Source organism: Metabacillus sp. KH_069, assembly GCF_057838075.1.
Genome location: NZ_JBYQOB010000002.1, coordinates 72,628 through 93,941, shown reverse-complemented (window position 1 = coordinate 93,941; position 21,314 = coordinate 72,628). Strand labels below are relative to the sequence as shown.

Here is a 21,314-nt window from a genome sequence, read left to right as displayed (position 1 = left end):
TGTCTGGCTCTCGGTAGAGAAATATACGCTTGCACTTTGTTAATTTTTAGGCAGGCGTTATTTCATGATGGTGGTGCATTCTTATCTTCAGCAGCAAGACATTTACTTAAACTTACATAGAAATGGAGGCAATAAAAATGAGGAAACAATATTGGCTTATTATTTTCACATATGCGTTGACGCAGTTTTCAGGAATTCTAGGGGTCGGGCTTCTTCTTTCATTAGGTGTTGGCACAGGTGAGACAAAAGAGGTCGCAACCCAGATGGCAACAAGCTATTGGACGGTTTCTAGTTTTGCAGTGGCATTCTTAATTATTTTATTTTTCCTTAGAGAAGAAATGAATATGCGGCAAACCAATAGGTTCTCCTTTATTGCTATTTGGTCAATTTTGGGGGTGATTCTTTCTTTGGCTGCACAGACTCTTGCAGGAATGATTGAAACTAATTTATTGGGAATCGAACCTGGTTCAGAAAATACAGAATTCCTATTAGATTTGTTTAAAACAACCCCATTGCTCATTATAGTGATCATTATTATTGCTCCTATATTAGAAGAAATTATTTTCAGGAAAATCATTTTTGGGTCACTTGCTCCAAACCTTGGATTTTTCTTTGCGGCTGTCATCAGTTCGTTTATATTTGGTGCGCTTCATATGGATTTCGAACACATGTTAATTTACACTTCCATGGGGCTTGTCTTTGCATTTCTATACGTGAAAACCCAGCAAATACTAGTTCCGATACTTGCTCACGTCATGATGAATACTTTCGTAGTTGTTGGTCAGACCATTTTTTCAAATCGTATGAATGTAATGGAAGAGCAGGTGAAACAGCTGCAGCTTATATTTGGAGGTTAAGCAGCTGGATTGATGCACCCGTCTTGTATTATTACTTTTTTAAAGAACTCGTGTGACATTGTTCCTCGTAAGACGAATATACATGTACAAAACTTCATATTGGAGGGCGAACATGTCTTATGATGCAATGATGAGTTTCTTTGTTTTTCTCTTTATTATTTCTGGAAGCATGATTGGCGGAATGATCTTAAAAGTAACTTCTGGATTATTGAGAAAGAATGCAGTCTATTTGAATTTATTTTGCGGAGGACTTTTAGGCGGATTATTGATCTTTGACCTTATACCTGAAACATTGGGAAATTATAATGCTATTGGGATATCTGCAGGTTTTTTCCTAGGTATTCTTATCATGATTATCGCAGACTATTTTTTGCATCGTCATAATTTTCCTGCCCATTCCAAAATAGGAAATGAAACGTTCTTTTTTATTTCTCTGGCCCTCATTATTCATAGCATACCTACAGGAATTGCATTAGGATTAAGCTTTGACAATGGGAATTCATCTTCACTTCTTTTGGCCGTTCTGATTCATCAGGTTCCAGAAGGTGCAGCTTTGATGGCGGCTGCTTTGTCATCTCAACTATCTTTCAACATCTTTCTTTTCATCAGTTTACTGCTCGCGGGCATATTTGCTGCGAATACATTTTTAGGTCTGACCTTCCAGATAAAATCAATTAAGATTGATACATTGGTTTTGGGAACTGCGGTGGGTACACTTGCTTATGTTTCTTTTTATGAAATCTTATTTAAAGAATTAAAGAAGTTTTCTCTACATACAATTTTTGTAACTTTTCTTGGTTTTTTTGCCATTAAACTTTATTTCTTACTCATATGATGGTGTTGGTTTTTTCTTAGTACAGGTAGGTTTCGAGTTTAATAAACCTGATCATAGATTCGGCGATGTCAAAATTGATGTCGCTTTTTTTATTTTAAATATTGCACTGTATTTGACATATTAAGAGTATACTCATAGTATGTAATTAAAAGTTGCTCTAGGTAAAAATATTAGACGAGGGGAAAAAGACATGTACCAAACAAATATTATCCGTTTATATGATGGGAAAAAAGGAGACGTTATTCGTTTAACGTCCTTATCTTTAGAAGGCGTGATGAGAAGAAGAGTGCTGGACCTGGGATTTGTACCTGGAGCTATTATTGAAATTGTAAGGAAAAGTCCTTTAGGGGACCCGATTGCTTTTCGAGTGAGTCAAACAACCATTGCTCTTCGTAAAGAGGAAAGTTTAAAAATAGAGGGAGAACTGATTCGTCATGAATGAAACATATCGAATTGCGTTAGCCGGAAATCCCAATACCGGGAAAAGTACATTGTTTAATACTTTAACCGGACTTAGACAACATACAGGAAACTGGGCTGGTAAAACGGTAGGCCTGGCACAAGGTGACTTCGATTTCAAAAACAAACAGTATCAGATGATTGATTTGCCTGGTACGTATTCGTTGTATTCCAATTCAACAGACGAGGAAATTGCCCGTAATTACATTCTGTTTGAAAAACCGGACTTAACGATTGTCATCGTAGACGCAACTTCATTGGAACGTAATTTAAACTTGGCTTTACAAGTGTTAGAGATTACTAAAAAAGTAGTAATCTGTATCAACTTAATTGATGAAGCCGAAAAACAGGGAATCAAGGTGAATGAAAAAATTCTTATGAGACGACTTGGTGTTCCTGTCGTGAAAATTTCTGCTCGAAATAAGACAGGTCTGCCGATTCTTTTAGATACCATAGATCGAATTGTCACTGGAGAAATTGAACTCAATCCTTTTCAAATGATGTATGACAATGAAACGGAACAAAGAATTAGTCAATTGGAGCCGAAAGTAAAAGACGTAGTAGGGACCCAGTTTCCGACCAGATGGGTAGCCTTACGATTGTTAGATGGAGACACTGCTTTATTAAAAGAAATCGAGAGCAGATTGGCAGTGCGAAAGGAGGTATAGAACATGGAACTTGAACAACCCAAAATGAAATCTTCTTTTCAAGATCTTTTTCAGCAGGCACAGCAGCTGACAACTACGACAATTCGGGATGATATTGTCCAAAATATCTATAAGCAAAGCAAGAAGCTTTCAAATGAAGGAGTTACTTTTACAAAAACCAAGCATGATCATCGTACGGAGAAGATTGATGCGATATTAACATCTCCCATCTTTGGATTCCCAATTATGCTGATCATGTTAGGGACAGTATTTTATTTAACAATTGCAGGAGCGAATATTCCTTCATCTATGCTAGCTGATTTTTTTAGCAGGATAGAAAATTATATTACTTTATTCTTTCAAACAGTTGGAGCACCTGATTGGCTGCATGGAATGTTAGTGCTCGGGTTATATCGGGGAACCACATGGGTGATCAGTGTTATGCTTCCGCCGATGGCGATTTTCTTCCCAACTTTTGCTTTGCTTGAGAACTATGGGTATTTACCTCGTGTAGCCTTTAATATGGACCGATTGTTCAAACAAGTTGGTGCACATGGAAAAATGTCACTAACGATGGCGATGGGTTTTGGGTGCAACGCTGCGGCTATGATGTCAACCCGAATTATTGAGTCACCTCGTGAGCGCATGCTCGCCATTTTGACGAACAATTTTGTCCCTTGTAACGGACGATGGGGTACACTTATTGTTATGGCGTCCCTATTTATGGCAGCAGGATTTACTGGGGGAATGAAATCTCTTGTGACAACAGGAGTTATAGTAGGGATTGTACTATTTGGAATTATTGTGACGTTTGCCGTATCATGGATCTTATCCAAAACCGCTTTAAAAGGGGTTCCTACTCATTACACGTTAGAGCTTCCTCCATATCGGCGTCCAAAAATTCTTGATACTGTTTTAAGATCATCTTTGACTAAATCGTATTCGGTATTAAGAAGAGCAGTCAAAGTGGCCGCACCAGCAGCGATCATGACATGGGTTTTAGCAAATATCACAGTTGGAGATTTAAGTATCCTCATGCATATTGTGAACTTCCTAGACCCTCTTGGTCAGCTACTCGGACTTGATGGGTACATTATGATGGCGTTTATCATAGGTCTTCCTGCGAATGAAATTGTCCTTCCAATATTGTTAATGGGCTATTTATCTACAGGTTCATTAACAGAAGTAGACAGTATGGTGGATTTAAAGCAAATTTTCCTTGATCAGGGCTGGACTTGGCTGACTGCACTGAACATGATGCTATTTTCACTATTGCATTTCCCTTGTGGTACGACGCTTGTAAATATCTATAAAGAGACGAAAAGTAAGAAATGGACGTTTCTTGCATTCTTTATTCCAACTGTCATCGCGTTTGGAGTCACTTTTATCATTGCTCAAGCTGTACGGTTCTTTGGCTTATTATAATTGACTATTATAAGCAATAGTAAAAACAGGTGTTTGACCTAAAACGCCTGTTTTTTTGTGTTTACTATATATAACCATTAGCCGCAGGGCTCAGGTCTTTCTGCTTAACCTCTGAAAGTCTGCAATAATGGTTTTTTTTTTTTCAATATCATATATAATGCGGACGAGATAATTTTATCAATTTTAAAATTAATTCCCTAGTAAGGAAAGGTGATAAATCATGAAAAAACTTACGTACTCTTTTGCTATTGGGTTTATGGCTATTGTTCTAACAGCATGCGGATCCAATGATGAAACCAAAAAAACAAATGACAATGTCAACTCAAAAACATCCCAAACAGATCAACAAAATGATCAAGAAAAGCAAGTGGAAGAGATGCAGAAGAAACTAGATGAGCAAAAAGTAGACGCAAATAAAACGGTTGCAATCGTTAATGAAAAGAAAATTTTGGGCAGTGAGTATAATGGCGTATTATTCTCTTCCCAACAGCAGTTTCAGCAATTGGGACAAGATCCAACTACAAAGGAAGCAGCAAAGCAAATTAAACAGCAAACAATAGACAGCCTGGTGGGACAAACCCTACTTCTTCAAGAGGCAGACAAAAAAGGATATAAAGCAACTGATGACGAAGTGAAAAAACAATTAGATGAAACAAAAAAACAATTTAAAAGTGATAAAGAACTGGAAGCTGCATTAAAAAAAGCTGGCATGGATATGAAGCAACTAGAAACAAAAATTGCTGAAAATATTAAATACGCAAAGTACCTCAATAAAGAAATCACGACAGAAGAAGTAACTGATGAAGAGATTCGGAAGTATTATGATCAAAATGCTGCTCAAGGAAAAAGCAGTGGTCAGGAGAACCCTAAACTTGAAGAAGTCAAACAACAAATCAAGCTGCAGCTTGAGCAGCAAAAAAGACAGGAAATGATTGCTGAAAAGGTAGATGAACTTAAGAAAGATGCCAAGGTTGATGTAAAAATCTAATATTATTGGTTATTTGGGCTGTTTTCTAAATGATTGTTGCTCTCTGGGTAAAAAACTAACCACTTGTATTTTATGGTAAAATATAAGTGGTTCTTACTCAACAAACTGGCAGTTTAGTTGAAGAAGAAGAAAAAGATAAAGGAGAGAAATATTTATGTTAAAAGAAACAGTTCATATTGCCGTGCCCACAGCTTTTTTTAATGATGAATCTTTAAATATTCAAGGGACAATAAGCCATATAATGGAACTGTATAAACAAGGAGTAAAGTCTGTTCTTGTCTCAGGTTCAACTGGAGAACAGCATAGTCTATACCTCCGAGAAAAAATTGAAATATTAAACGCTTTAGAACAGGAAGAAGAACTCATTAGTAATATGGAAATCATATTTGGCGTAGCTTCAGTTAGACAGAAAGAGGCAGAGGAATTAGCTGAAAAGATTCGTCACACAAAGATATCAGGTATCTTGCTTGGTTATTCACCATATGTAATTCCATCACAAGAGGAAGCATTAGTTTATACAAAGCGGATTATTCAGCTTTGTAATAAACCAACAATATTATATAACAATCCTAAAAGAACTGGATTTGATTTATCAGAAAAAAGTATTATTCAATTAAGTGAGATAGATTTAGTAATTGGAATAAAAGATGCTGGAAATAAAGAAAAAGTTGGACTAATAAAAAACGCTACGCATAGAGACAAATTATATTTTTATGCTGGCGGAGAAGTAAATTTAGAAGAAAAAGTATTATTACAAGGATACAATCGTCTTTCTTCCATTGCAGGCAATATTTCCCCGATAGAAATTAGTCAATGGTTTCAAAAAATGCTTATAAAGCAATACGTAAGTGAACAAGAAAGCGAAAAAATAGAAAATATTATGGAACAAGTTTATCAAGGAAACCCTATTGTGAATCTGAAAAAAATTATAAATCACAAGAGAATTCCAATGGGGATTTGCAGGAGTCCAATAGGAAGTATAGTTCCTGACTGATTATTTAAATGTTAATCAAATTATTCAACTAACGGGGGCGATTGCTGCACAAGGTAATCGTTTTTCTTTATTTTGAAAGCAACTAAATTACAGAGAGGTAAAATAATGAAAAATGATTTAATAAACAATCTTAAAATCCTTTATGAAACAGAATTAAAAAATGCATTTCCCTTTGAAGATATTGAACAGATTGAAAAGGATTTCGATGGAGAACTCTCGTAAGAACATTTTCTCACAGGGGATTTTAATGAATTTTGTATGATTATCGCAGGTAGTTCTACTTATGTAATTAGCAAAGAGAAAATACCTAATCATCAAAGGCAATATCTTGATAAAAACTTTTTTTCACTCTACCCGCAATACTTCTTTTTAACTGATTCGGTAAGTAAATATCCACAATTCTATAAAGAACTTATGAGTTTTGAAAAAGCAAGACTATTATTAATAGAAATTACTCAATAATTAATTAGTCTGCAAAAGTTGTTTCCCTTATTCAACAATCGGGGGCTATAATGGAATAACTCCCATACTAATAAATGGCTCAGAGTTAATTACTCTGAGCCATTATCGTGTTTAAATTACATTGAGGCTTTTTTATTTATCTGCTTTATTAACACTTTTTTGCAATGTATCATCAAATACGTGTGTGTAAATCATTGTGGTGTTAATATTGCTATGTCCAAGCTGACGCTTGAGAGAAGCTATGTCTTTGTTTTCTTTATAATGATTTGTAGCAAATGTATGCCGTAGCTTGTGAACTGAGAGCATGCCTTTTCCGAAAGCAACCGCATATTTATCAACTAATTTTTGAGCTGTACTCTTGGACATTCTCTGTGATTTCCCAGTACGGGTAGGGGAAGAGAGGAAAAATGCCTTTTCTGATTTATCAGGTCTGTACTGATAGTCACGAATCTCTTTATATTCCATCAAATCTAAGTAAGCCACATCACTAAAAGCAATTTTTTCATGCTTATCACCTTTACGTTTCGAAAGTAGATGTTTCTTAGTCCAATCTATTTTATCAATATCTAATGTAATGACTTCATTTACCCTTAACCCTGATCCAAGAATAAGACTAATAATAGCCAAGTCACGGGTGCGGTTTCTTAGATATGCTTGATATTTACGCGATTGATCTTTAAACAACTCACCATATCCGTGAGCAACAAACTCTCTAAATTGAACGATTTCCTCATCCAACAAGATTCTGCTTGCTATATGCTCAGCTTTTTCTTCTTCAGAATGTTTTTCCCTGACCGTTTCAATTTTAGCCATGATGTTTCTTTTTAAATAGGGATACATATCATCATCTTCCGCTATCTGTGATAAATAATGAAAGAGGGATTTAAGTGACGATATTTTACGGGCTATTGTATCTTTAGCATTGCCCAGCTGCTTGCTGCAGAAAGTTTCAAAGCCAATGATGTTTTTTGCACGTAAGCCTTCCAGGATTTCGAGAGGGACTTCTTTTGCTGGACCCGGACAAAATGCTTCAGCCACTAGCCAATCAAAAAATATCTCATAGTCTCTGCAATAAGATAAAAGGGTTTCTTCAGAATTTTTACGGGCCTTATATTCGACAAATTCTGTAACATACCAAGGCAATTTTTCAAGCCGCTGTTCAATCAGATGAATTTGAGTATCCATTTAATAACCTCCAATGGTTCGACTAATTGAACATACAATACAAAATTCAACATAATCAGCATACAATGTAATCTTTAAAAAAAGATCCTATGACCATTATATAGCACATGTGTTTGCTTTTCAATTTAGCGCTCATATAAATTACGTTGAACTGAAGTTATGTGTAATTTATAATTCAATTAAAAAATTTCCCTATAAGGTCTCCCTCAACTGCAAAATTCTCCATAGATTCTATTAAAAAAGGTTAACCAGTAAACTGGTTAACCTTTTAGTACAAATGCCTTTTATTGCATTAAAGCTAAGGCATTTTATTTTATTATTTCTAGTGCATCTCAGTCATTACCCACACTGTGCCTGCTACAATAACAATTGCTGTAAAAGCAGCAAACAGCATGTTGCTGGACTGCCATAACCAACCTTCGCCTTCTGTCATATGCATAAACATAAACAGCTGAATAGCCGCTTGAATGAATGCAAGGATAAATATAACAGTCACTATCACAGTATAAGACAGATCCGTATATAATCCTACCCATAGAGCTACAAGGGTTAAAACAATTGAAAGAGCAAAGCCAAATACGTGAGACCAAGGAAAATGATTTTTAGCTGAATTGCTAGCCATTATTTGCCCACCATCCCTAATAGGTAAACACCTGTAAAGATGAAAATCCATACAAAGTCTAAAAAGTGCCAATATAAACTAGAGATAAAGACCTTTTTAGCTGTACCTGGTGTTAAACCTTTTTTAAATAACTGAATTAGAATTAAGAACATCCAGCCGATACCTATTGTTACGTGAAGACCGTGAGTTGCAGTCAATACGAAGAAAGCTGACCAAAATGCATTGGTTCCAATTGAAGCTCCTTCATGAACATACAGAATGAACTCACTAATCTCCATATACAAAAATCCAACGCCAAACAGCATAGTAATGATCATCCAAATGATCATAGATTTAAAATTGTTTCTTCTCATTTCATGAATTGCCAGGCCGCAAGTAAAACTACTTGTTAACAGCAGGAATGTCATGATCAGAACGCCTTTTAATTCGAAAAGCTCACTTGGTAGCGGTCCTCCGCCTGTGCTCCCTGTAAGTGTAAAGTACGAAGCAAACAAGGTAGCAAATAAGATAACCTCTGCACCCAAGAAAACCCAAAATCCAAATATATTTAATCGGCCTATTTCCGACTGATATTCTAAGGGCGTGCCAGGTGAATGAGTTTCATGTGCCATATTTCACGCCTCCTTATAATGAAACTTTTTGTTCGGTATTTTTTATTTCTTCTACACTAACATGATATCCTTCATCTTCCTCGTCAGATAGAAGAGAACGAAGAATCATACATGCGAATACGCCAATGACGCCTAATATTGCAAGCCACCATATTGAAAATACTAGTCCAAACCCTGAGACCGCAAAGCATGCTGACATGATAAACGGACGGCCTGAATTACTTGGCATATGAATTTCTTTATATTCAATTTCTTCTTTTTTACCATTCTTCTGCTCTTCTTTCATTAACCAGAAGGCATCTAGCCCTTTCACTTCTGGAATATGAGCAAAGTTATAGTGCGGTGCAATTGCAGATGTTGTTGCCCATTCAAGAGTACGTCCATTCCAAGCATCTCCAGTTGTTTCTCTCTTCGAATAACGGAAGCTGTAGTAGATGTTGTATACAAGGATAACAAAGCCGATCCCCATTCCTATTGCACCTACTGTAGAAACAACGTTTAATCCTGTCCAGCCATCTGCTGCGCCGTATGAGCTAACTCGTCTAGGCATGCCATCGAGTCCTACGAAGAATAAAGGCATAAAGCAGACATTAAAGCCGATAGTAAAGAACCAGAAACTCCATCTTCCAATCGTTTCGTTCAACTTATGTCCAAACATTTTCGGATACCAGAATACAAGACCTGAGAAGCAGGCAAATACGGTTCCGGCAATTAAAGTATAATGGAAGTGAGCTACAAGGAAGTACGTATTATGGTACTGATAGTCAGCAGCAGCCATTCCAAGCATAACTCCAGTTACTCCGCCTATAGTGAAGACCGGAATAAATGCTAGAGACCAAAGCATAGGTGTGTTGATTTCAATTTTCCCTTTGTACAAGGTAACCAGCCAGTTAAAGATTTTTATCCCCGTTGGTATGGCGATTGCCATCGTCGAAATCGAGAATATTGAGTTAACTCCTGCGCCTGAGCCCATTGTAAAGAAATGATGGACCCAAACAAGGAAGCTTAGTCCAGAGATAGCAACGATTGAGATAATCATAGCTTTATAGCCAAACAGTGTTTTCTTTGCAAAAGTTGAGATAACCTCAGAGAATATCCCAAATGCAGGTAATACAACAATATAAACTTCAGGATGTCCCCAAATCCAGAATAAGTTAGCCCAAAGCATTGGCATACCGCCATCAGCAAGGGTAAAGAAATGGGTTCCAAAAAGTCTGTCAAATGTCATCAATGCAAGAGTGATAGTTAAGACAGGAAACGCAAATGTGATAATAAATGCAGTAATTAGTGATGTCCATGTGAACATCGGCATACGCATTAATGTCATTCCTGGTGCACGCATTTTTAAGATTGTTACGATAAAGTTAATACCTGTTAATAGAGTACCTATTCCAGATAACTGGAGACCAAGCAAATAATAGTTTGTTCCTGGTCCGGGACTCCCTTCACTTGCTAATGGAGCATAGTTCGTCCATCCAGCATCCGGTGATCCACCGAATACGAATGAAATGTTAAATAACATCGCTCCAAAAAAGAATGTCCAGAAACTAAGTGCATTCAAGTACGGAAATGCAACGTCGCGAGCTCCAATTTGCAGTGGAACAACAACGTTCATTAATCCAATTAAAAATGGCATTGCCATAAAGATAATCATGATTGTTCCGTGTGTAGTGAATATTTCATTGTATTTTTCCGGTGTAAGGAACTCAGACCCGGGCAATGTTAATTGTGCTCTCATTAATAAGGCATCGACACCGCCGCGGAATAACATGAGAATAGCTGCTAGAATATACATGATCCCAATTTTCTTGTGATCGACAGAGGTCAGCCACTCCGTCCAAAGCCATTTCCACTTTTTAAAATACGTAAGTACAAATAAAACGCCAATTACGGTCATTACTATTGAAATATTAGCTCCAAGGATAAGCGGATCATCCAGGATTAAATTGTCTTTAATAAAATCAATCATTGAGGCTCCTCCTCTCTTAGTTAGAGTGTGATCCATGATGTGAATTGGATTCTGACTCGTCTTCTTCTTTATCTTTTTTATCTAATTTCATTTCTGGGTTTTGCAGAACGCCATATTTTTGACGAACTTCTAATGCATATTCAGAATTGTTCGCATGATTTACGATACTAAGATGCGTTGATGAAAATGTCATTTTCTCAGATGGTTCAGGGAACATTAACTTCTCATATTGCTTTTCAGTCAACTTGGGTGCATTTTCTTGAGTTTCCTGTACCCATTTTTTATAGTCTGTTTCTTTTTGTGCTAAAACTTTAAACGTTTGTTCTCCAAAACCATCGCCTGTAAAGTTGGAGTTTCTTCCATCATATTCTCCCGGCTCATCTGCCTGAAGATATAATTTATTCTCCATCCCGGCCATTCCATACTTCTGTCCTCCCAATTGCGGAATCCACAATGAAGACATTGAATCTGCAGATGTTATTTTGAAAAGGATTGGACGGTCTTCTGGTATGTTAATATAGTTAACCGTTTCAATATTTTCCTCTGGATAACTGAATATCCACTTCCAATCTACTGAAGTAGCATGAATAACGATTGGTTCTTTATCACGTGTATCCTTTGGCGGTTGTTCCAGCTCGTAAAGTGCCTGTACAGTAGGAATCGATAACGCTGTAACAATGATCATCGGGATTACAGTCCAGATAATCTCTAGCTTCGTGTTCCCATGCATATCAGGTTTGTAATCTTTTTCCTTAAATCCAGGTCGATCGCGGTATTTTACAACCACCCAGGTAAACAGGATGTAAACCACAGCAATAATAAATAGCATATAGTAGATTGATAACATGATAAGATCACGTTGAATGGCAGCTACCGGTCCTTTCGGATCTAAAATCACAAGTTCACTACAGCCGCTTAATACAAAAACTAATGAAAATAGGGTCATAATGACCATCAATGGTTTGAATTTTTTGAACATCGTTGTTCACCTTCCTTTCTAAAAGATCAATCATTATTCAATGAAAGAGATCAAGGTAGAATCTAAATATGAAATCTACCTACATATACTAACAAAACTAATAAACAACTGGGCGTTTGAAAAGTCATTTTTTGGCTCATTTCACGTAATTTCAAAAATTAGACGTATTTATTTCACAATTTGGTAACAAAATAGGGAGAATTTTTATATATTGGTATATTAAGCGTTATTTTGAGAATTTTTAGGGTTTACAAGAATAGCTAGAAAAGTGAATACAATTATTCGATAAACTTAACTTAAATAATAGCTTTTTACTTAAATTTCCTCTTATAAGGGATACCACAGTTTTTGATTAGCCTCACCTATATAATTTTCTTCTCTTCGCATTCAGCACATAAACCCTGAATTTTTAAATTTAAATTGAGAGGGTTAAAGCCTGTAAGAATGTCATCAAAGTAATTGGTCAAATCTTTGCCTTTATCACTAAAATCAAGATTAATACCACATCGGATACAACTCACTTCGCATTTATAAAAGGGTAATTGGGTCATTACATATTTTAAGGTTTGACTGTTTGTTTTCACTTTTTTTACAACATTACACTTTTCAAAGATCTTCATATTGTTATCAATGGTAGCTTGGGTTATCGTCGGGAAATCAACTAGTATTTTTCTATGAAGATAATCCGATGTTACTGGTGACTCTTCAGCCAATAATTCCTTTATAATGGCAAGGCGCTGCGGAGTTAATTTTATATTACTGTCTTTTAATTTTGCTGCATAAAACTCCAAATCACTCTCATTCATTAGTTGGCACACTCCTGTTAACTTGAATTTGATCATATTATTTGTAAAAACAGAAAGATTATAAATGTTTTCATCTGTACAAAGCAAAAGATGAACAAAATGGTCTTTGATAAAACGAGTTAAAATACTTCTCGATTAAAAGATTTAACATCGCATTTCATTGAATTATCTGAATTCTGTTTCTAAACATTCAAAGCTTTATGACAAAAATGTGTATTTTTCTTTAATGTGAACTAATTCACATTGTATTTTATCATAATAGAAGAATAGTGTTACAAAAGAGATGAAACATAGAAAAACAATCCCAGTTCTTCTTCCTGAAAATCAACACTTAAGGAGAGATTTCACTTGATAAAATTAATAAAGATCATTGCTGTTTTAGCCGTTATATCTATGACTTTTGTGGTTATTGGGGGAGCCCTTGTAACTAAAACCGGATCAGCAGACGGCTGTGGACGATCTTGGCCGCTTTGTGAAGGTCAGCTTGTTCAGCTTTCTGATGTAACACCCGAAAAAGTGATTGAATTTACTCATAGAGCAACAACGATGGTAGGATCAATCTTTGTTGTAGCGTTAGCTGTTTTGTCTGTAATTTATATTAAAGGAAGAAGGGAAACAAAGCCTCTTGCACTAATAGCAGTTTTATTCCTCATCATACAGGCATTAATGGGAGCTGCATCTGTCATATGGGGACAAAATCCATATATTATGGCTTTACACTTTGGAATTTCCTTAGTTTCATACGCTTCAGTCTTGCTGCTTGCTTTATTAGTTTTTGAAGTAGATAAGAAGTTTGATGCACGTAATTTAGTAATAGGGAAAAAAATGCGGGTTCATATCTATCTGCTATCTTTTTACACATACTTCGTCGTCTATTCGGGAGCACTGGTCCGGCACGAAAGAGCCAGTCTCGCACTGCCCGTTACTCCTTTTAGCAATGGAAAGTTTATTTTCCCTCAGACCATTCAGGAATTTGTGCAGCTGGGGCACCGTTCTCTCGCGTTAATCCTTGCCATATGGATTGGGTATGTAGTTTATTTAGCCTTCAAAGAGTATAGTAATTACCGAATTATTAAGTACAGCTTTATAGTTGTGGTAAGTTTGCTGCTTATGCAAATAACAAGTGGAATTCTGATTGTTGCAACAAAAATGGACTTGTATATAGCCCTTGCACATTCATTAATTATTACTTTACTTTTTGGCGTACTCAGTTATTTAATGCTGTTAGCATCTCGCAGCAGCCTCAATTTTAGAGAAAATGAGGCTGAGGTCCAAGCCCAGAGAGTCAGTTAATTTGCTGAGGCAGCAAGATGCACTTAAATTTAAGATGATAGAGGGGTCTTCTAAGAAGAATCCCTCTATTTTTTACCAAAAATCTTTGTTTTTCATCAGTATTATATCTATAGAAACTTCCCCTTCTATTGCTCTTCCACTCCCCCTAGATTAGCCTGGCTGTTAAGTTTTGACGACTATTTAAAGTAATTGTCCTCAAATTCTAAATAAAAAGTTCAAGGAAGAACAATAAGACCAAAAACCATAATTTTCATGTTAGGGCTTTAAGCACCTATTGAAAATTGATATAGTTTTATTTAGAAAAGGGAGGGATTTTTTGCTAAACGTATACATATTTGGACTATTTCTCTATTTTCCTGAAGATAAATCGGAGTACCTTCCGGCAGGAATCACGATGTTCATTTTCTTTCTAGCTGCTGTAGCTGTGTTTTTTCTTATTAAAAAAGTGTCTATGAAAGAACAATTAAAAGCAGAAGAACTAGAAAGATCTATAAAAATAACAAATAATAAAGATCATAAATAAAGTTCATGGAAACTAATTATAGGTTATATAAATGGTTTGCTATGATTGGATGTGATGATTGTGAATTACGATGTAATCATTATTGGAGCTGGGCAAGCTGGACTTGCAATAGGTTATTATTTAAAGAAGAGCAACCATTCTTTTTTAATTCTTGATGGATCAAAAGAGTTAGGCGAAACTTGGAGAAAACGATATGATTCACTGACACTTTTCACGCCACGTTCATACAGCTCTCTTCCTGGTATGAAATTAAAAGGGAACCAAAACGGATACCCTTCTAAGGATGAAATTGCTGATTATTTACGGGAATATGCCGACATGAATTCTTTGCCATTGTTGTTCAATACAAATGTTTTAGAACTGACACTGAATGAATATGAACATTGCTACAAGATAGTAACTGACAACGGGAAATTTAGTTCAAAGAACGTTGTCATAGCAACAGGGCCTTTTCAACAACCGCAAGTTCCCATGTTTTCGGAAGAACTTTCTGATCAAGTTCAACAAATACATTCTTCAGAATACATAAATTCCAACCAGTTGAAAGACGGTTCGGTTTTAGTAGTTGGCGGAGGGAATTCTGGAGCACAAATTGCAAGTGAACTTTCTGAAACAAGAAGTGTCCATTTATCAGTTGGACATCGAATGAAATTCCTGCCGCTTAACATTGGAGATAAAAGCATCTTTTGGTATTTTGACAAGTTGGGGATCTATCGTGCCAATTTAAATTCCTTTGCAGGGAGATATTTAAGAAAACAACCAGATCCTATCTTTGGCTTTGAGCTGAAAACCCTTATTAAAAACGGAACAGTTGCATTGAAGCCAAGGACAACTTCCATTCGGGAGGATACTTTTTTATTTGAAGATGGAACCAGCTTAAAAGTTGATAACGTAGTATGGTCTACCGGTTACAGATCCAACTATGATTGGGTGAAACTTCCTAATGTTTTAAATGACAGAGGTGAACCTCTCCAAACAAGAGGTGTTGCTCTCAGAAAAGGATTATACTTTCTAGGTTTGCCTTGGCAATCAAGCCGTGGTTCTGCATTAATTCAAGGCGTAGGTGCGGACGCTGAGTATATTTTTAAACACATTTTAGATAGCAAAAAGTAAAAAGAGCGTAATTCGCTCTTTTTTTGTTTTACTTTGTGATCATCTCTCCAAAGGACACAAAACCTATTACCGCCAGTAATATATAAAGAAATTGGGCGACTATTCCGGTAATACTACAAATCATTCTGCTTAGACAAGGCTTTTGCCGGTTTCGTTTTTATTTTTAATTTCAATGACACTTTTTCTGGCATTCATGATTCCTAGAATTCCAAATATAAAACCGATAAATGGTATAAACATGGATAAAATCCCAAACGTAAAAGATAAAATGGCTTATCAATTAATTTTGTTTTTTACTTCGATCCTTATTAACTTAACCTCCAAATGAGTTAGTATTTACTCTAAAAAAACATCAATTATCCATCTATTAAAAATGCTTCCTTAGATACTCTGAGCGCATTTAATGTTCATGCATGAAACAAATAGAATTGTTCACAAAATAGTAGATTGAGTATTACCTAATGGCCGTGATAAATTTTATTACATGAATACATTTTCACATATTATAATCCATTAGAGTAAGTTAAATGAAAGCGAGGAAATTCATGATTAAATTTAAGAAAAGGTTCCGAACAAGAAGTATAGTTCTCACCTTATATTTTGGGGATTTCATAATATTTACGGTAAGTTCATTTTTGCTTTCCCTCATTTATCAAGGTGGTCCTCATGTACAAGAAATTCTTACCCTAGCATCCCTTTTGTTAATTATTTGGTCCATCGCTACTATGGCTTCAAGCTATGGAGTTACTTCAGTTTCTATCAAACGATTTTGTCTATTATGGACTGCTGCTGTAATAATAGGCGTTATTCAAGTTTTTATGTTTTTGAAAATCACGAATAGCTTATTAATTTTGATGATCATTATGCTTTCCATATTCATGTTAACTTGGAGAATTCTATTACTTAACAAGCAAAAGAAATAGATAAGTTATTCATTAAAAAGAACATCTTTCTAGCTTTTTCATTTATGAGAGGAGCTGTATGATCCGAATGGAAAGTATGCACCACATGGAAAAAGGAAGCTTCATGTCAGGTTGGGATCCTTTTTTACTTCTGCTTACCTTATTGTTGGCTGGTTTTTATTTATATACAACAGGATTTGGAAAATTAAAGAGAAATGAAACCTTTTCTGTTAGCCGATTAAAAAAAATCTCTTTTTTGTTGGGTGTACTTCTCTTATTTATTGCAAAAGGAAGCCCTTTAAATCAAATGGGTCATTCATTATTTCTTATACATATGCTGCAGCAGTCTATTTTATATATGGCGGTGCCCCCATTGATATTAGGTGGATTGTCACTAGGAATGGTGAAAGCAATCGAACTAAAACTGCCCAGGTGGATAAGTAAAAGTTTTACTCTTTTGGCCAAGCCTTTGATCGCGATTATCTTGTTTAATGCCTTGTTTTCCTTTTACCATATTCCTTTTATTTTTGATGCCATTATGTCTAATATGGTTTGGATGAATCTCTCTATCTTGATCCTGTTTCCTGCAGCCATGCTTATGTGGTGGCCCGTTTTATCGCCAACAAGGATAAATGAGTTAAAACCATTGTATAAAGTGGCTTATATCTTTGGAATGGGGATGTTACTTACCCCAGCTTGTGCCCTAATCATCTTTTCAAAAGAAATTTTGTATGACACATACCTTGAAGTGCCTAGATTGTATGGGATATCCCTGCTTGATGATCAGCAGTCTGGCGGTATTGTTATGAAAGTGATGCAGGAAGTTATCTACGGCATCGTGTTAGCCATTATATTTTTTCAATGGACGCGAAGCGAAAAAAACAAAACAAGAGAAGAAGATAGACTTAGACTGGAACGTTCAAAAAGCTATTAAACCTATCTGTACGTTATTACTTTAAGGGGTACCACCAACATTTTGACATAAAACCCACGCTAAGCAATATTCGACATAAAAAAAGCCGATTTTTCTAGACTGCCCTAGTCGTATGAGACAGTAATAAAACACCTTCTTAGGCTGCCATGCCACCAAACTCTATTGGTGTGTGGTAGCCTAATTTTTCTTGTATACGCTCTTCATTATAATACTTCATGAATTGATCTACACGTTCCCTTACTTCTTCTTGGGATAGAGAATTGAATTTAACATACTGAAACTCCTCTGATTTCAGGTTAGAATGAAAAGATTCAATGACCGCGTTATCCCAACAATTACCCCTGCGTGACATACTACTGACTAGATTCTTTTCTTTTATCCGATTTTGATATGCATAAGAAGAATACACGCTGCCTTGATCCGAGTGGATGATCACTCCTTTAGGGTTTCCTCGTTTTTCGAGCCCTTCACTCAAGGTATCAATGACTAAAGGGACTTGTTGGTGAGTATAAAGCTTGTAAGCAACGATTTCATTATTAAATAAATCCATGATAGTTGATAAATATAAGGTGTCTGGACCATATTGGATGTAGGTAATATCCGTCACCCATTTTTGGTTAGGTTGGCTCGCAGTAAAATCCCTCATTAATAAGTTAGGAGCGACAATAACGGATTCCCCTTGAGACTTCCACTTTCTCTTTGCCTTTACTCTACATTGAAGATGATATTTCTGCATAATCCGTTGAACAGTATTACGGTTTAATTTGATATGATATTTACGCTTTAACAGCTCTTTGATTTTACGGTGGCCATATCGGTACTTTGTTTTTTTACAGAGGAGGATAATGGATTGTTCTTCCCTAGACAACTCTATTGGTTGTAAAGATGCCCAGCGATAATAAGTAGATCTGGGTACATTTAAAGCAGCTAAAATAGCTGATACTGTATATTTTTTTCGTAATGTCTGTACTAGTTGGAGGACGATTTCTTTTTCAGCTCCTTTTCGATCTCCAAATACTTTTTTAAGATTTCATTCTCCTGTCTTAAGTGATTCATTTGATGTTCTTTTTTCTCTTCTTCACTTGAACTATCAGGCCCATGTCCATACGAATATTGTTTTCCAATCGGTTGGTCAAATCGATGGACTTGATTTTCACGATACCATTTCATCCACGTTTTGATTTGAGAAACATTTTTAATCCCATACTTCTCCATGATTTCTTGGTTTGTCAACTGACCACTCATTTTATCTTTAACTACTGCCCATTTAACTTCTTTTGAATATACGTTTTTGCCCATGCAAAAACACCTCCGAATTAGTACTTTGTTTAAGTGTACCATTTCGAAGGTGTTTTATTGTGTCTCATTAATTTAGGTTAGTCTATTTCCTACGCTAAGGAATCATCGGTTTTTAAGTCATTATTCTAGTCGTTTCATTCTGTATAAATCCAGATACATTACCATTTGGTTATTCATGATAATCAACCCAAACATGCTGGTACTTTCCACTTTTAGGGTTCCTTTGTGGCAACTCATCCGATTTTTCTATTAACAGGTTAGTTAGTCCCTGCGTTGCAAAGTAATCTAATAGGGCTTCTCTAACATTTTCCCAAACTTGATCTCTAAGATTACCCTCGTCCACTTCTAAACGTACTGTTAATTGATCTGGTGCCGTTTGAATTAGTTGAAAACGCCTTACGCCTGGTATTTCCTCCACAATGGTTTTGAGAGCCAAGGGCAGAATATGAACGATTTGACCGTTGGTAGAGAATTTTAAAATGTCATCCGTTCTCCCTTCGACTTGAACGACCGGGAATGGTCTCCCGCATTTGCATGGTTCTGGGGACATGATGACACGGTCAGTTAGTTCATAACGAATAAGAGGCTGTATTCTGTTGGCCAGATTTGTAATTAGAACCGAATGAGATTGCTTCCCTGGTGGCACAGGTTGGTAATATTCATCTACTGGTTCAAATATAATCCAATCTGTATTTACATGAAACTGACCTTCTTCACATTCGAAAGTCATGGCTGTTGCTTCTGTACCGCCGTAAAGATCTAGAACGCGAGCTTGGAAAACGGATCCTAGTTTCTCACGAACATTTGGATATAATTTTTCTCCCCCCAAAAGGATCGCTACAGGCTGAATATTTAACCGACCTGCTTTTTGTTCTTCTGCTAGAATTTCCATCGCTGTTGCATACCCCCCAATTAAAGCTGGTTGATATTCATTCAATTCTTTGACGAGCGTGGAAAGGGGGGATTGGATAGAAAAAGCTCTTATTTTTCCGTTTGATGGTCGTTTTAAGCGTAGGCGTTCAGCAGTGGAGAATGCTGTAAAATGTCCAGCTGTAGAGCATACCGCTGCATTTCGTCCACCTTTGGCTGCTACTTTCAATATGTCACTCCATTTTAATTTTGTTGTTCCGCGAATAGCCATCAATGTTTTCATGATAGTATCTGAATCTTTATCCTGAATAAAGATTCCAGGTACTCCAGTTGACCCTGAAGTGGTCGAAACCATATAGCGCCCTAAATAAAGATATCCAACTAATGACATATTTGACACGAATTCCTTCACACCTTCTATGGTGATTTCTGGATCAGTTACCCAATCATTAAAATGGTCCATGAGTTCTGATTTGGTGACTGGAGGAATTTGCTGTAAGCTTGTAATCCGTTCAGGCAACTCGCTGTATTTTTGTGCGTAATATTGAGAGTTTGATCTTGCAAAATTAATAAGGTCAGCTAAACGAGATTGTTGCCGAGAGAGAATGTCTTCTGGTTTGCCTCGTTTAACCTTCCAGATTTCCATAACTGCTTTTAAAGGTGAGATATTCTCCATGTATGTCATTCCCATCTCTCTGTTTTAAAAATTTTATTGTCAGTACTATGGCCATTTAAAAATTACATGTACTAAAAATCAAAGAAGTCTAATAAAACATCAAACAGCTTATGGCTTAAAAGCTTTATATGCCCTTAGTGTGCCCGTAATAGTGGAAAATTGACCAGTTTCTTCAATTGAGACAAATCCAGTTTCTTTTAATAGATTAGGAATAATCCCTTTTACATGATTTGAAGTTGTTTCAAACCCATCTAAAAATTGAATAGAGAAAAATGCAACTCGCATCAACCAATTTTGTGGCTTCTCAAAATCAATGATATGGAATTGGCCACCAGATCTGAGTTTCCGATGGACTTCTTCAAATGTTTTCTTTTTCATCTCCAGAGTTAAATGATGAATAAATAAACTTGTAAATATATGATGAAATACATTATTGGAAAAGGGAAGTTTATCAGAAAACCCTTCCTCAAAGGTAATATTATTAACTTGAGTTTCTTTAATTTTATCCTTAGCAATCGATAATATTTCATGATCAGCATCGACTCCAATTACTTGCACACCAGGTTGTGATTGCTGTATTAAAAGTGCAAGTGTACCTGTACCGCAAGCTAAATCCATTATCGTTTCATTTGGTTGGAGAGTTGCTTGCTTAATTAAATGGGTTTTAAACTTTTTTTCTTGCATTCCCCATTGAATTAAAGGATCATAAAATCGAGTCATCCAATGGTATTTCAGTGCAGGGATATATTCACCTTTCTTGTTTTTATCCATTAAACATGCATCCCTTCATTCATAATAAATGACTTATGATTTTTGTTTTTTTACTTAGAGCTAAGTAACATATGAATTAGATACTTATGATTTG

General features: G+C 36.0%; 20 protein-coding genes and 1 pseudogene. 12 read left to right on the top strand and 9 right to left on the bottom strand.

All coding sequences use genetic code 11. The annotated features are described in order from the left end of the window. The first annotated feature begins 137 nt into the window (after window positions 1-137). The 8 genes and pseudogenes from AC3ISE_RS22640 to AC3ISE_RS22605 all read left to right on the top strand — a co-directional run. On the top strand, window positions 138-857 hold the full coding sequence (locus tag AC3ISE_RS22640) for a CPBP family intramembrane glutamic endopeptidase (protein ID WP_489224429.1): 720 nt from the start codon (window positions 138-140) through the stop codon (window positions 855-857). A gap of 181 nt (window positions 858-1,038) precedes the next feature. Further along, window positions 1,039-1,692: a ZIP family metal transporter gene (locus AC3ISE_RS22635; RefSeq protein WP_489224428.1), complete on the top strand. Its 654-nt coding sequence runs from the start codon at window positions 1,039-1,041 to the stop codon at window positions 1,690-1,692. A 190-nt stretch (window positions 1,693-1,882) separates the two neighbouring features. Beyond that, the gene (locus AC3ISE_RS22630; RefSeq protein ID WP_489224427.1) at window positions 1,883-2,134 is read left to right on the top strand and encodes a FeoA family protein; all 252 of its coding nucleotides are present in this window, start codon (window positions 1,883-1,885) and stop codon (window positions 2,132-2,134) included. Continuing rightward, the gene (locus AC3ISE_RS22625; protein WP_489224426.1) at window positions 2,127-2,819 is read left to right on the top strand and encodes a FeoB small GTPase domain-containing protein; all 693 of its coding nucleotides are present in this window, start codon (window positions 2,127-2,129) and stop codon (window positions 2,817-2,819) included. The genes AC3ISE_RS22630 and AC3ISE_RS22625 overlap by 8 nt, the downstream gene beginning before the upstream one ends. A 3-nt stretch (window positions 2,820-2,822) precedes the next feature. Further along, window positions 2,823-4,223: a nucleoside recognition domain-containing protein gene (locus AC3ISE_RS22620; protein WP_489224425.1), complete on the top strand. Its 1,401-nt coding sequence runs from the start codon at window positions 2,823-2,825 to the stop codon at window positions 4,221-4,223. A 220-nt stretch (window positions 4,224-4,443) separates the two neighbouring features. Then, window positions 4,444-5,211, top strand: a complete 768-nt coding sequence (locus AC3ISE_RS22615) for a SurA N-terminal domain-containing protein (RefSeq protein WP_489224424.1) — start codon at window positions 4,444-4,446, stop codon at window positions 5,209-5,211. A gap of 154 nt (window positions 5,212-5,365) precedes the next feature. Further along, window positions 5,366-6,205 carry a dihydrodipicolinate synthase family protein gene (locus tag AC3ISE_RS22610; RefSeq protein ID WP_489224423.1) on the top strand — a complete coding sequence of 280 codons (840 nt, stop codon included), beginning with the start codon at window positions 5,366-5,368 and terminating at the stop codon, window positions 6,203-6,205. 237 nt (window positions 6,206-6,442) lie between these two features. Then, a pseudogene (locus AC3ISE_RS22605) lies at window positions 6,443-6,667 on the top strand (YxiJ family protein); the annotation flags it as partial. Between the two features lie 132 nt (window positions 6,668-6,799). On the opposite strand, the gene xerS reads toward AC3ISE_RS22605, so the two are convergent. The 6 genes from xerS to AC3ISE_RS22575 all read right to left on the bottom strand — a co-directional run bounded on the left by xerS (window position 6,800) and on the right by AC3ISE_RS22575 (window position 12,839). Further along, the gene (gene xerS / locus AC3ISE_RS22600) at window positions 6,800-7,852 is read right to left on the bottom strand and encodes a tyrosine recombinase XerS (RefSeq protein ID WP_489224422.1); all 1,053 of its coding nucleotides are present in this window, start codon (window positions 7,850-7,852) and stop codon (window positions 6,800-6,802) included. A 322-nt stretch (window positions 7,853-8,174) separates the two neighbouring features. Continuing rightward, on the bottom strand, window positions 8,175-8,474 hold the full coding sequence (gene qoxD, locus AC3ISE_RS22595) for a cytochrome aa3 quinol oxidase subunit IV (protein WP_489224421.1): 300 nt from the start codon (window positions 8,472-8,474) through the stop codon (window positions 8,175-8,177). Next, window positions 8,474-9,085, bottom strand: coding sequence for a cytochrome aa3 quinol oxidase subunit III (qoxC, locus tag AC3ISE_RS22590; protein ID WP_489224420.1), 612 nt, complete (start codon window positions 9,083-9,085; stop codon window positions 8,474-8,476). The genes qoxD and qoxC overlap by 1 nt, the downstream gene beginning before the upstream one ends. A gap of 13 nt (window positions 9,086-9,098) precedes the next feature. Beyond that, window positions 9,099-11,054 carry a cytochrome aa3 quinol oxidase subunit I gene (gene qoxB / locus AC3ISE_RS22585; protein ID WP_489224419.1) on the bottom strand — a complete coding sequence of 652 codons (1,956 nt, stop codon included), beginning with the start codon at window positions 11,052-11,054 and terminating at the stop codon, window positions 9,099-9,101. Window positions 11,055-11,070: 16 nt separating this feature from the next. Continuing rightward, window positions 11,071-12,033: a cytochrome aa3 quinol oxidase subunit II gene (qoxA, locus tag AC3ISE_RS22580; protein WP_489224418.1), complete on the bottom strand. Its 963-nt coding sequence runs from the start codon at window positions 12,031-12,033 to the stop codon at window positions 11,071-11,073. Between the two features lie 362 nt (window positions 12,034-12,395). Beyond that, window positions 12,396-12,839, bottom strand: a complete 444-nt coding sequence (locus AC3ISE_RS22575; RefSeq protein ID WP_489224417.1) for a Fur family transcriptional regulator — start codon at window positions 12,837-12,839, stop codon at window positions 12,396-12,398. Window positions 12,840-13,187: 348 nt separating this feature from the next. Between AC3ISE_RS22575 and AC3ISE_RS22570 the strand changes: the two genes are divergently transcribed. The 4 genes from AC3ISE_RS22570 (at window position 13,188) to AC3ISE_RS22555 (ending at window position 17,604) form a co-directional block, all read left to right on the top strand. Further along, entirely contained in the window at window positions 13,188-14,132 is a 945-nt protein-coding gene (locus AC3ISE_RS22570) for a COX15/CtaA family protein (RefSeq protein WP_489224416.1), read from the top strand. 316 nt (window positions 14,133-14,448) lie between these two features. After that, window positions 14,449-14,655, top strand: coding sequence for a hypothetical protein (locus AC3ISE_RS22565; RefSeq protein ID WP_489224415.1), 207 nt, complete (start codon window positions 14,449-14,451; stop codon window positions 14,653-14,655). Between the two features lie 54 nt (window positions 14,656-14,709). Then, window positions 14,710-15,768 carry a flavin-containing monooxygenase gene (locus tag AC3ISE_RS22560; protein WP_489224549.1) on the top strand — a complete coding sequence of 353 codons (1,059 nt, stop codon included), beginning with the start codon at window positions 14,710-14,712 and terminating at the stop codon, window positions 15,766-15,768. A 981-nt stretch (window positions 15,769-16,749) separates the two neighbouring features. Beyond that, complete coding sequence (locus AC3ISE_RS22555; protein WP_489224543.1) at window positions 16,750-17,604, top strand: cytochrome c oxidase assembly protein; 855 nt, start codon at window positions 16,750-16,752, stop codon at window positions 17,602-17,604. A 136-nt stretch (window positions 17,605-17,740) separates the two neighbouring features. Here AC3ISE_RS22555 and AC3ISE_RS22550 read toward each other — a convergent pair. The 3 genes from AC3ISE_RS22550 to AC3ISE_RS22540 all read right to left on the bottom strand — a co-directional run bounded on the left by AC3ISE_RS22550 (window position 17,741) and on the right by AC3ISE_RS22540 (window position 21,220). Beyond that, a protein-coding gene (locus tag AC3ISE_RS22550) for an IS3 family transposase (protein ID WP_489224456.1) occupies window positions 17,741-18,903 on the bottom strand; the annotation gives its coding sequence in 2 pieces (ribosomal slippage) (window positions 17,741-18,627 and window positions 18,627-18,903; 1,164 coding nt in all). Between the two features lie 169 nt (window positions 18,904-19,072). Beyond that, the gene (locus AC3ISE_RS22545; protein ID WP_489224542.1) at window positions 19,073-20,449 is read right to left on the bottom strand and encodes a phenylacetate--CoA ligase family protein; all 1,377 of its coding nucleotides are present in this window, start codon (window positions 20,447-20,449) and stop codon (window positions 19,073-19,075) included. 108 nt (window positions 20,450-20,557) lie between these two features. Further along, window positions 20,558-21,220, bottom strand: coding sequence for a class I SAM-dependent methyltransferase (locus AC3ISE_RS22540; protein ID WP_489224541.1), 663 nt, complete (start codon window positions 21,218-21,220; stop codon window positions 20,558-20,560). Window positions 21,221-21,314: the final 94 nt, after the last annotated feature.

What these genes read in the sequence shown, in the direction of transcription:
- AC3ISE_RS22640 (WP_489224429.1), top strand. Translation starts at nt 138, where the DNA reads ATGAGGAAACAATATTGGCTTATTATTTTCACATATGCGTTGACGCAG.
- AC3ISE_RS22635 (WP_489224428.1), top strand. Translation starts at nt 1,039, where the DNA reads ATGATCTTAAAAGTAACTTCTGGATTATTGAGAAAGAATGCAGTCTAT.
- AC3ISE_RS22630 (WP_489224427.1), top strand. Translation starts at nt 1,883, where the DNA reads ATGTACCAAACAAATATTATCCGTTTATATGATGGGAAAAAAGGAGAC.
- AC3ISE_RS22625 (WP_489224426.1), top strand. Translation starts at nt 2,127, where the DNA reads ATGAATGAAACATATCGAATTGCGTTAGCCGGAAATCCCAATACCGGG.
- AC3ISE_RS22620 (WP_489224425.1), top strand. Translation starts at nt 2,823, where the DNA reads ATGGAACTTGAACAACCCAAAATGAAATCTTCTTTTCAAGATCTTTTT.
- AC3ISE_RS22615 (WP_489224424.1), top strand. Translation starts at nt 4,444, where the DNA reads ATGAAAAAACTTACGTACTCTTTTGCTATTGGGTTTATGGCTATTGTT.
- AC3ISE_RS22610 (WP_489224423.1), top strand. Translation starts at nt 5,366, where the DNA reads ATGTTAAAAGAAACAGTTCATATTGCCGTGCCCACAGCTTTTTTTAAT.
- xerS (WP_489224422.1), bottom strand. Translation starts at nt 7,852, where the DNA reads ATGGATACTCAAATTCATCTGATTGAACAGCGGCTTGAAAAATTGCCT.
- qoxD (WP_489224421.1), bottom strand. Translation starts at nt 8,474, where the DNA reads ATGGCTAGCAATTCAGCTAAAAATCATTTTCCTTGGTCTCACGTATTT.
- qoxC (WP_489224420.1), bottom strand. Translation starts at nt 9,085, where the DNA reads ATGGCACATGAAACTCATTCACCTGGCACGCCCTTAGAATATCAGTCG.
- qoxB (WP_489224419.1), bottom strand. Translation starts at nt 11,054, where the DNA reads ATGATTGATTTTATTAAAGACAATTTAATCCTGGATGATCCGCTTATC.
- qoxA (WP_489224418.1), bottom strand. Translation starts at nt 12,033, where the DNA reads ATGTTCAAAAAATTCAAACCATTGATGGTCATTATGACCCTATTTTCA.
- AC3ISE_RS22575 (WP_489224417.1), bottom strand. Translation starts at nt 12,839, where the DNA reads ATGAATGAGAGTGATTTGGAGTTTTATGCAGCAAAATTAAAAGACAGT.
- AC3ISE_RS22560 (WP_489224549.1), top strand. Translation starts at nt 14,710, where the DNA reads ATGATTGTGAATTACGATGTAATCATTATTGGAGCTGGGCAAGCTGGA.
- AC3ISE_RS22555 (WP_489224543.1), top strand. Translation starts at nt 16,750, where the DNA reads ATGATCCGAATGGAAAGTATGCACCACATGGAAAAAGGAAGCTTCATG.
- AC3ISE_RS22545 (WP_489224542.1), bottom strand. Translation starts at nt 20,449, where the DNA reads ATGGAGAATATCTCACCTTTAAAAGCAGTTATGGAAATCTGGAAGGTT.
- AC3ISE_RS22540 (WP_489224541.1), bottom strand. Translation starts at nt 21,220, where the DNA reads ATGGATAAAAACAAGAAAGGTGAATATATCCCTGCACTGAAATACCAT.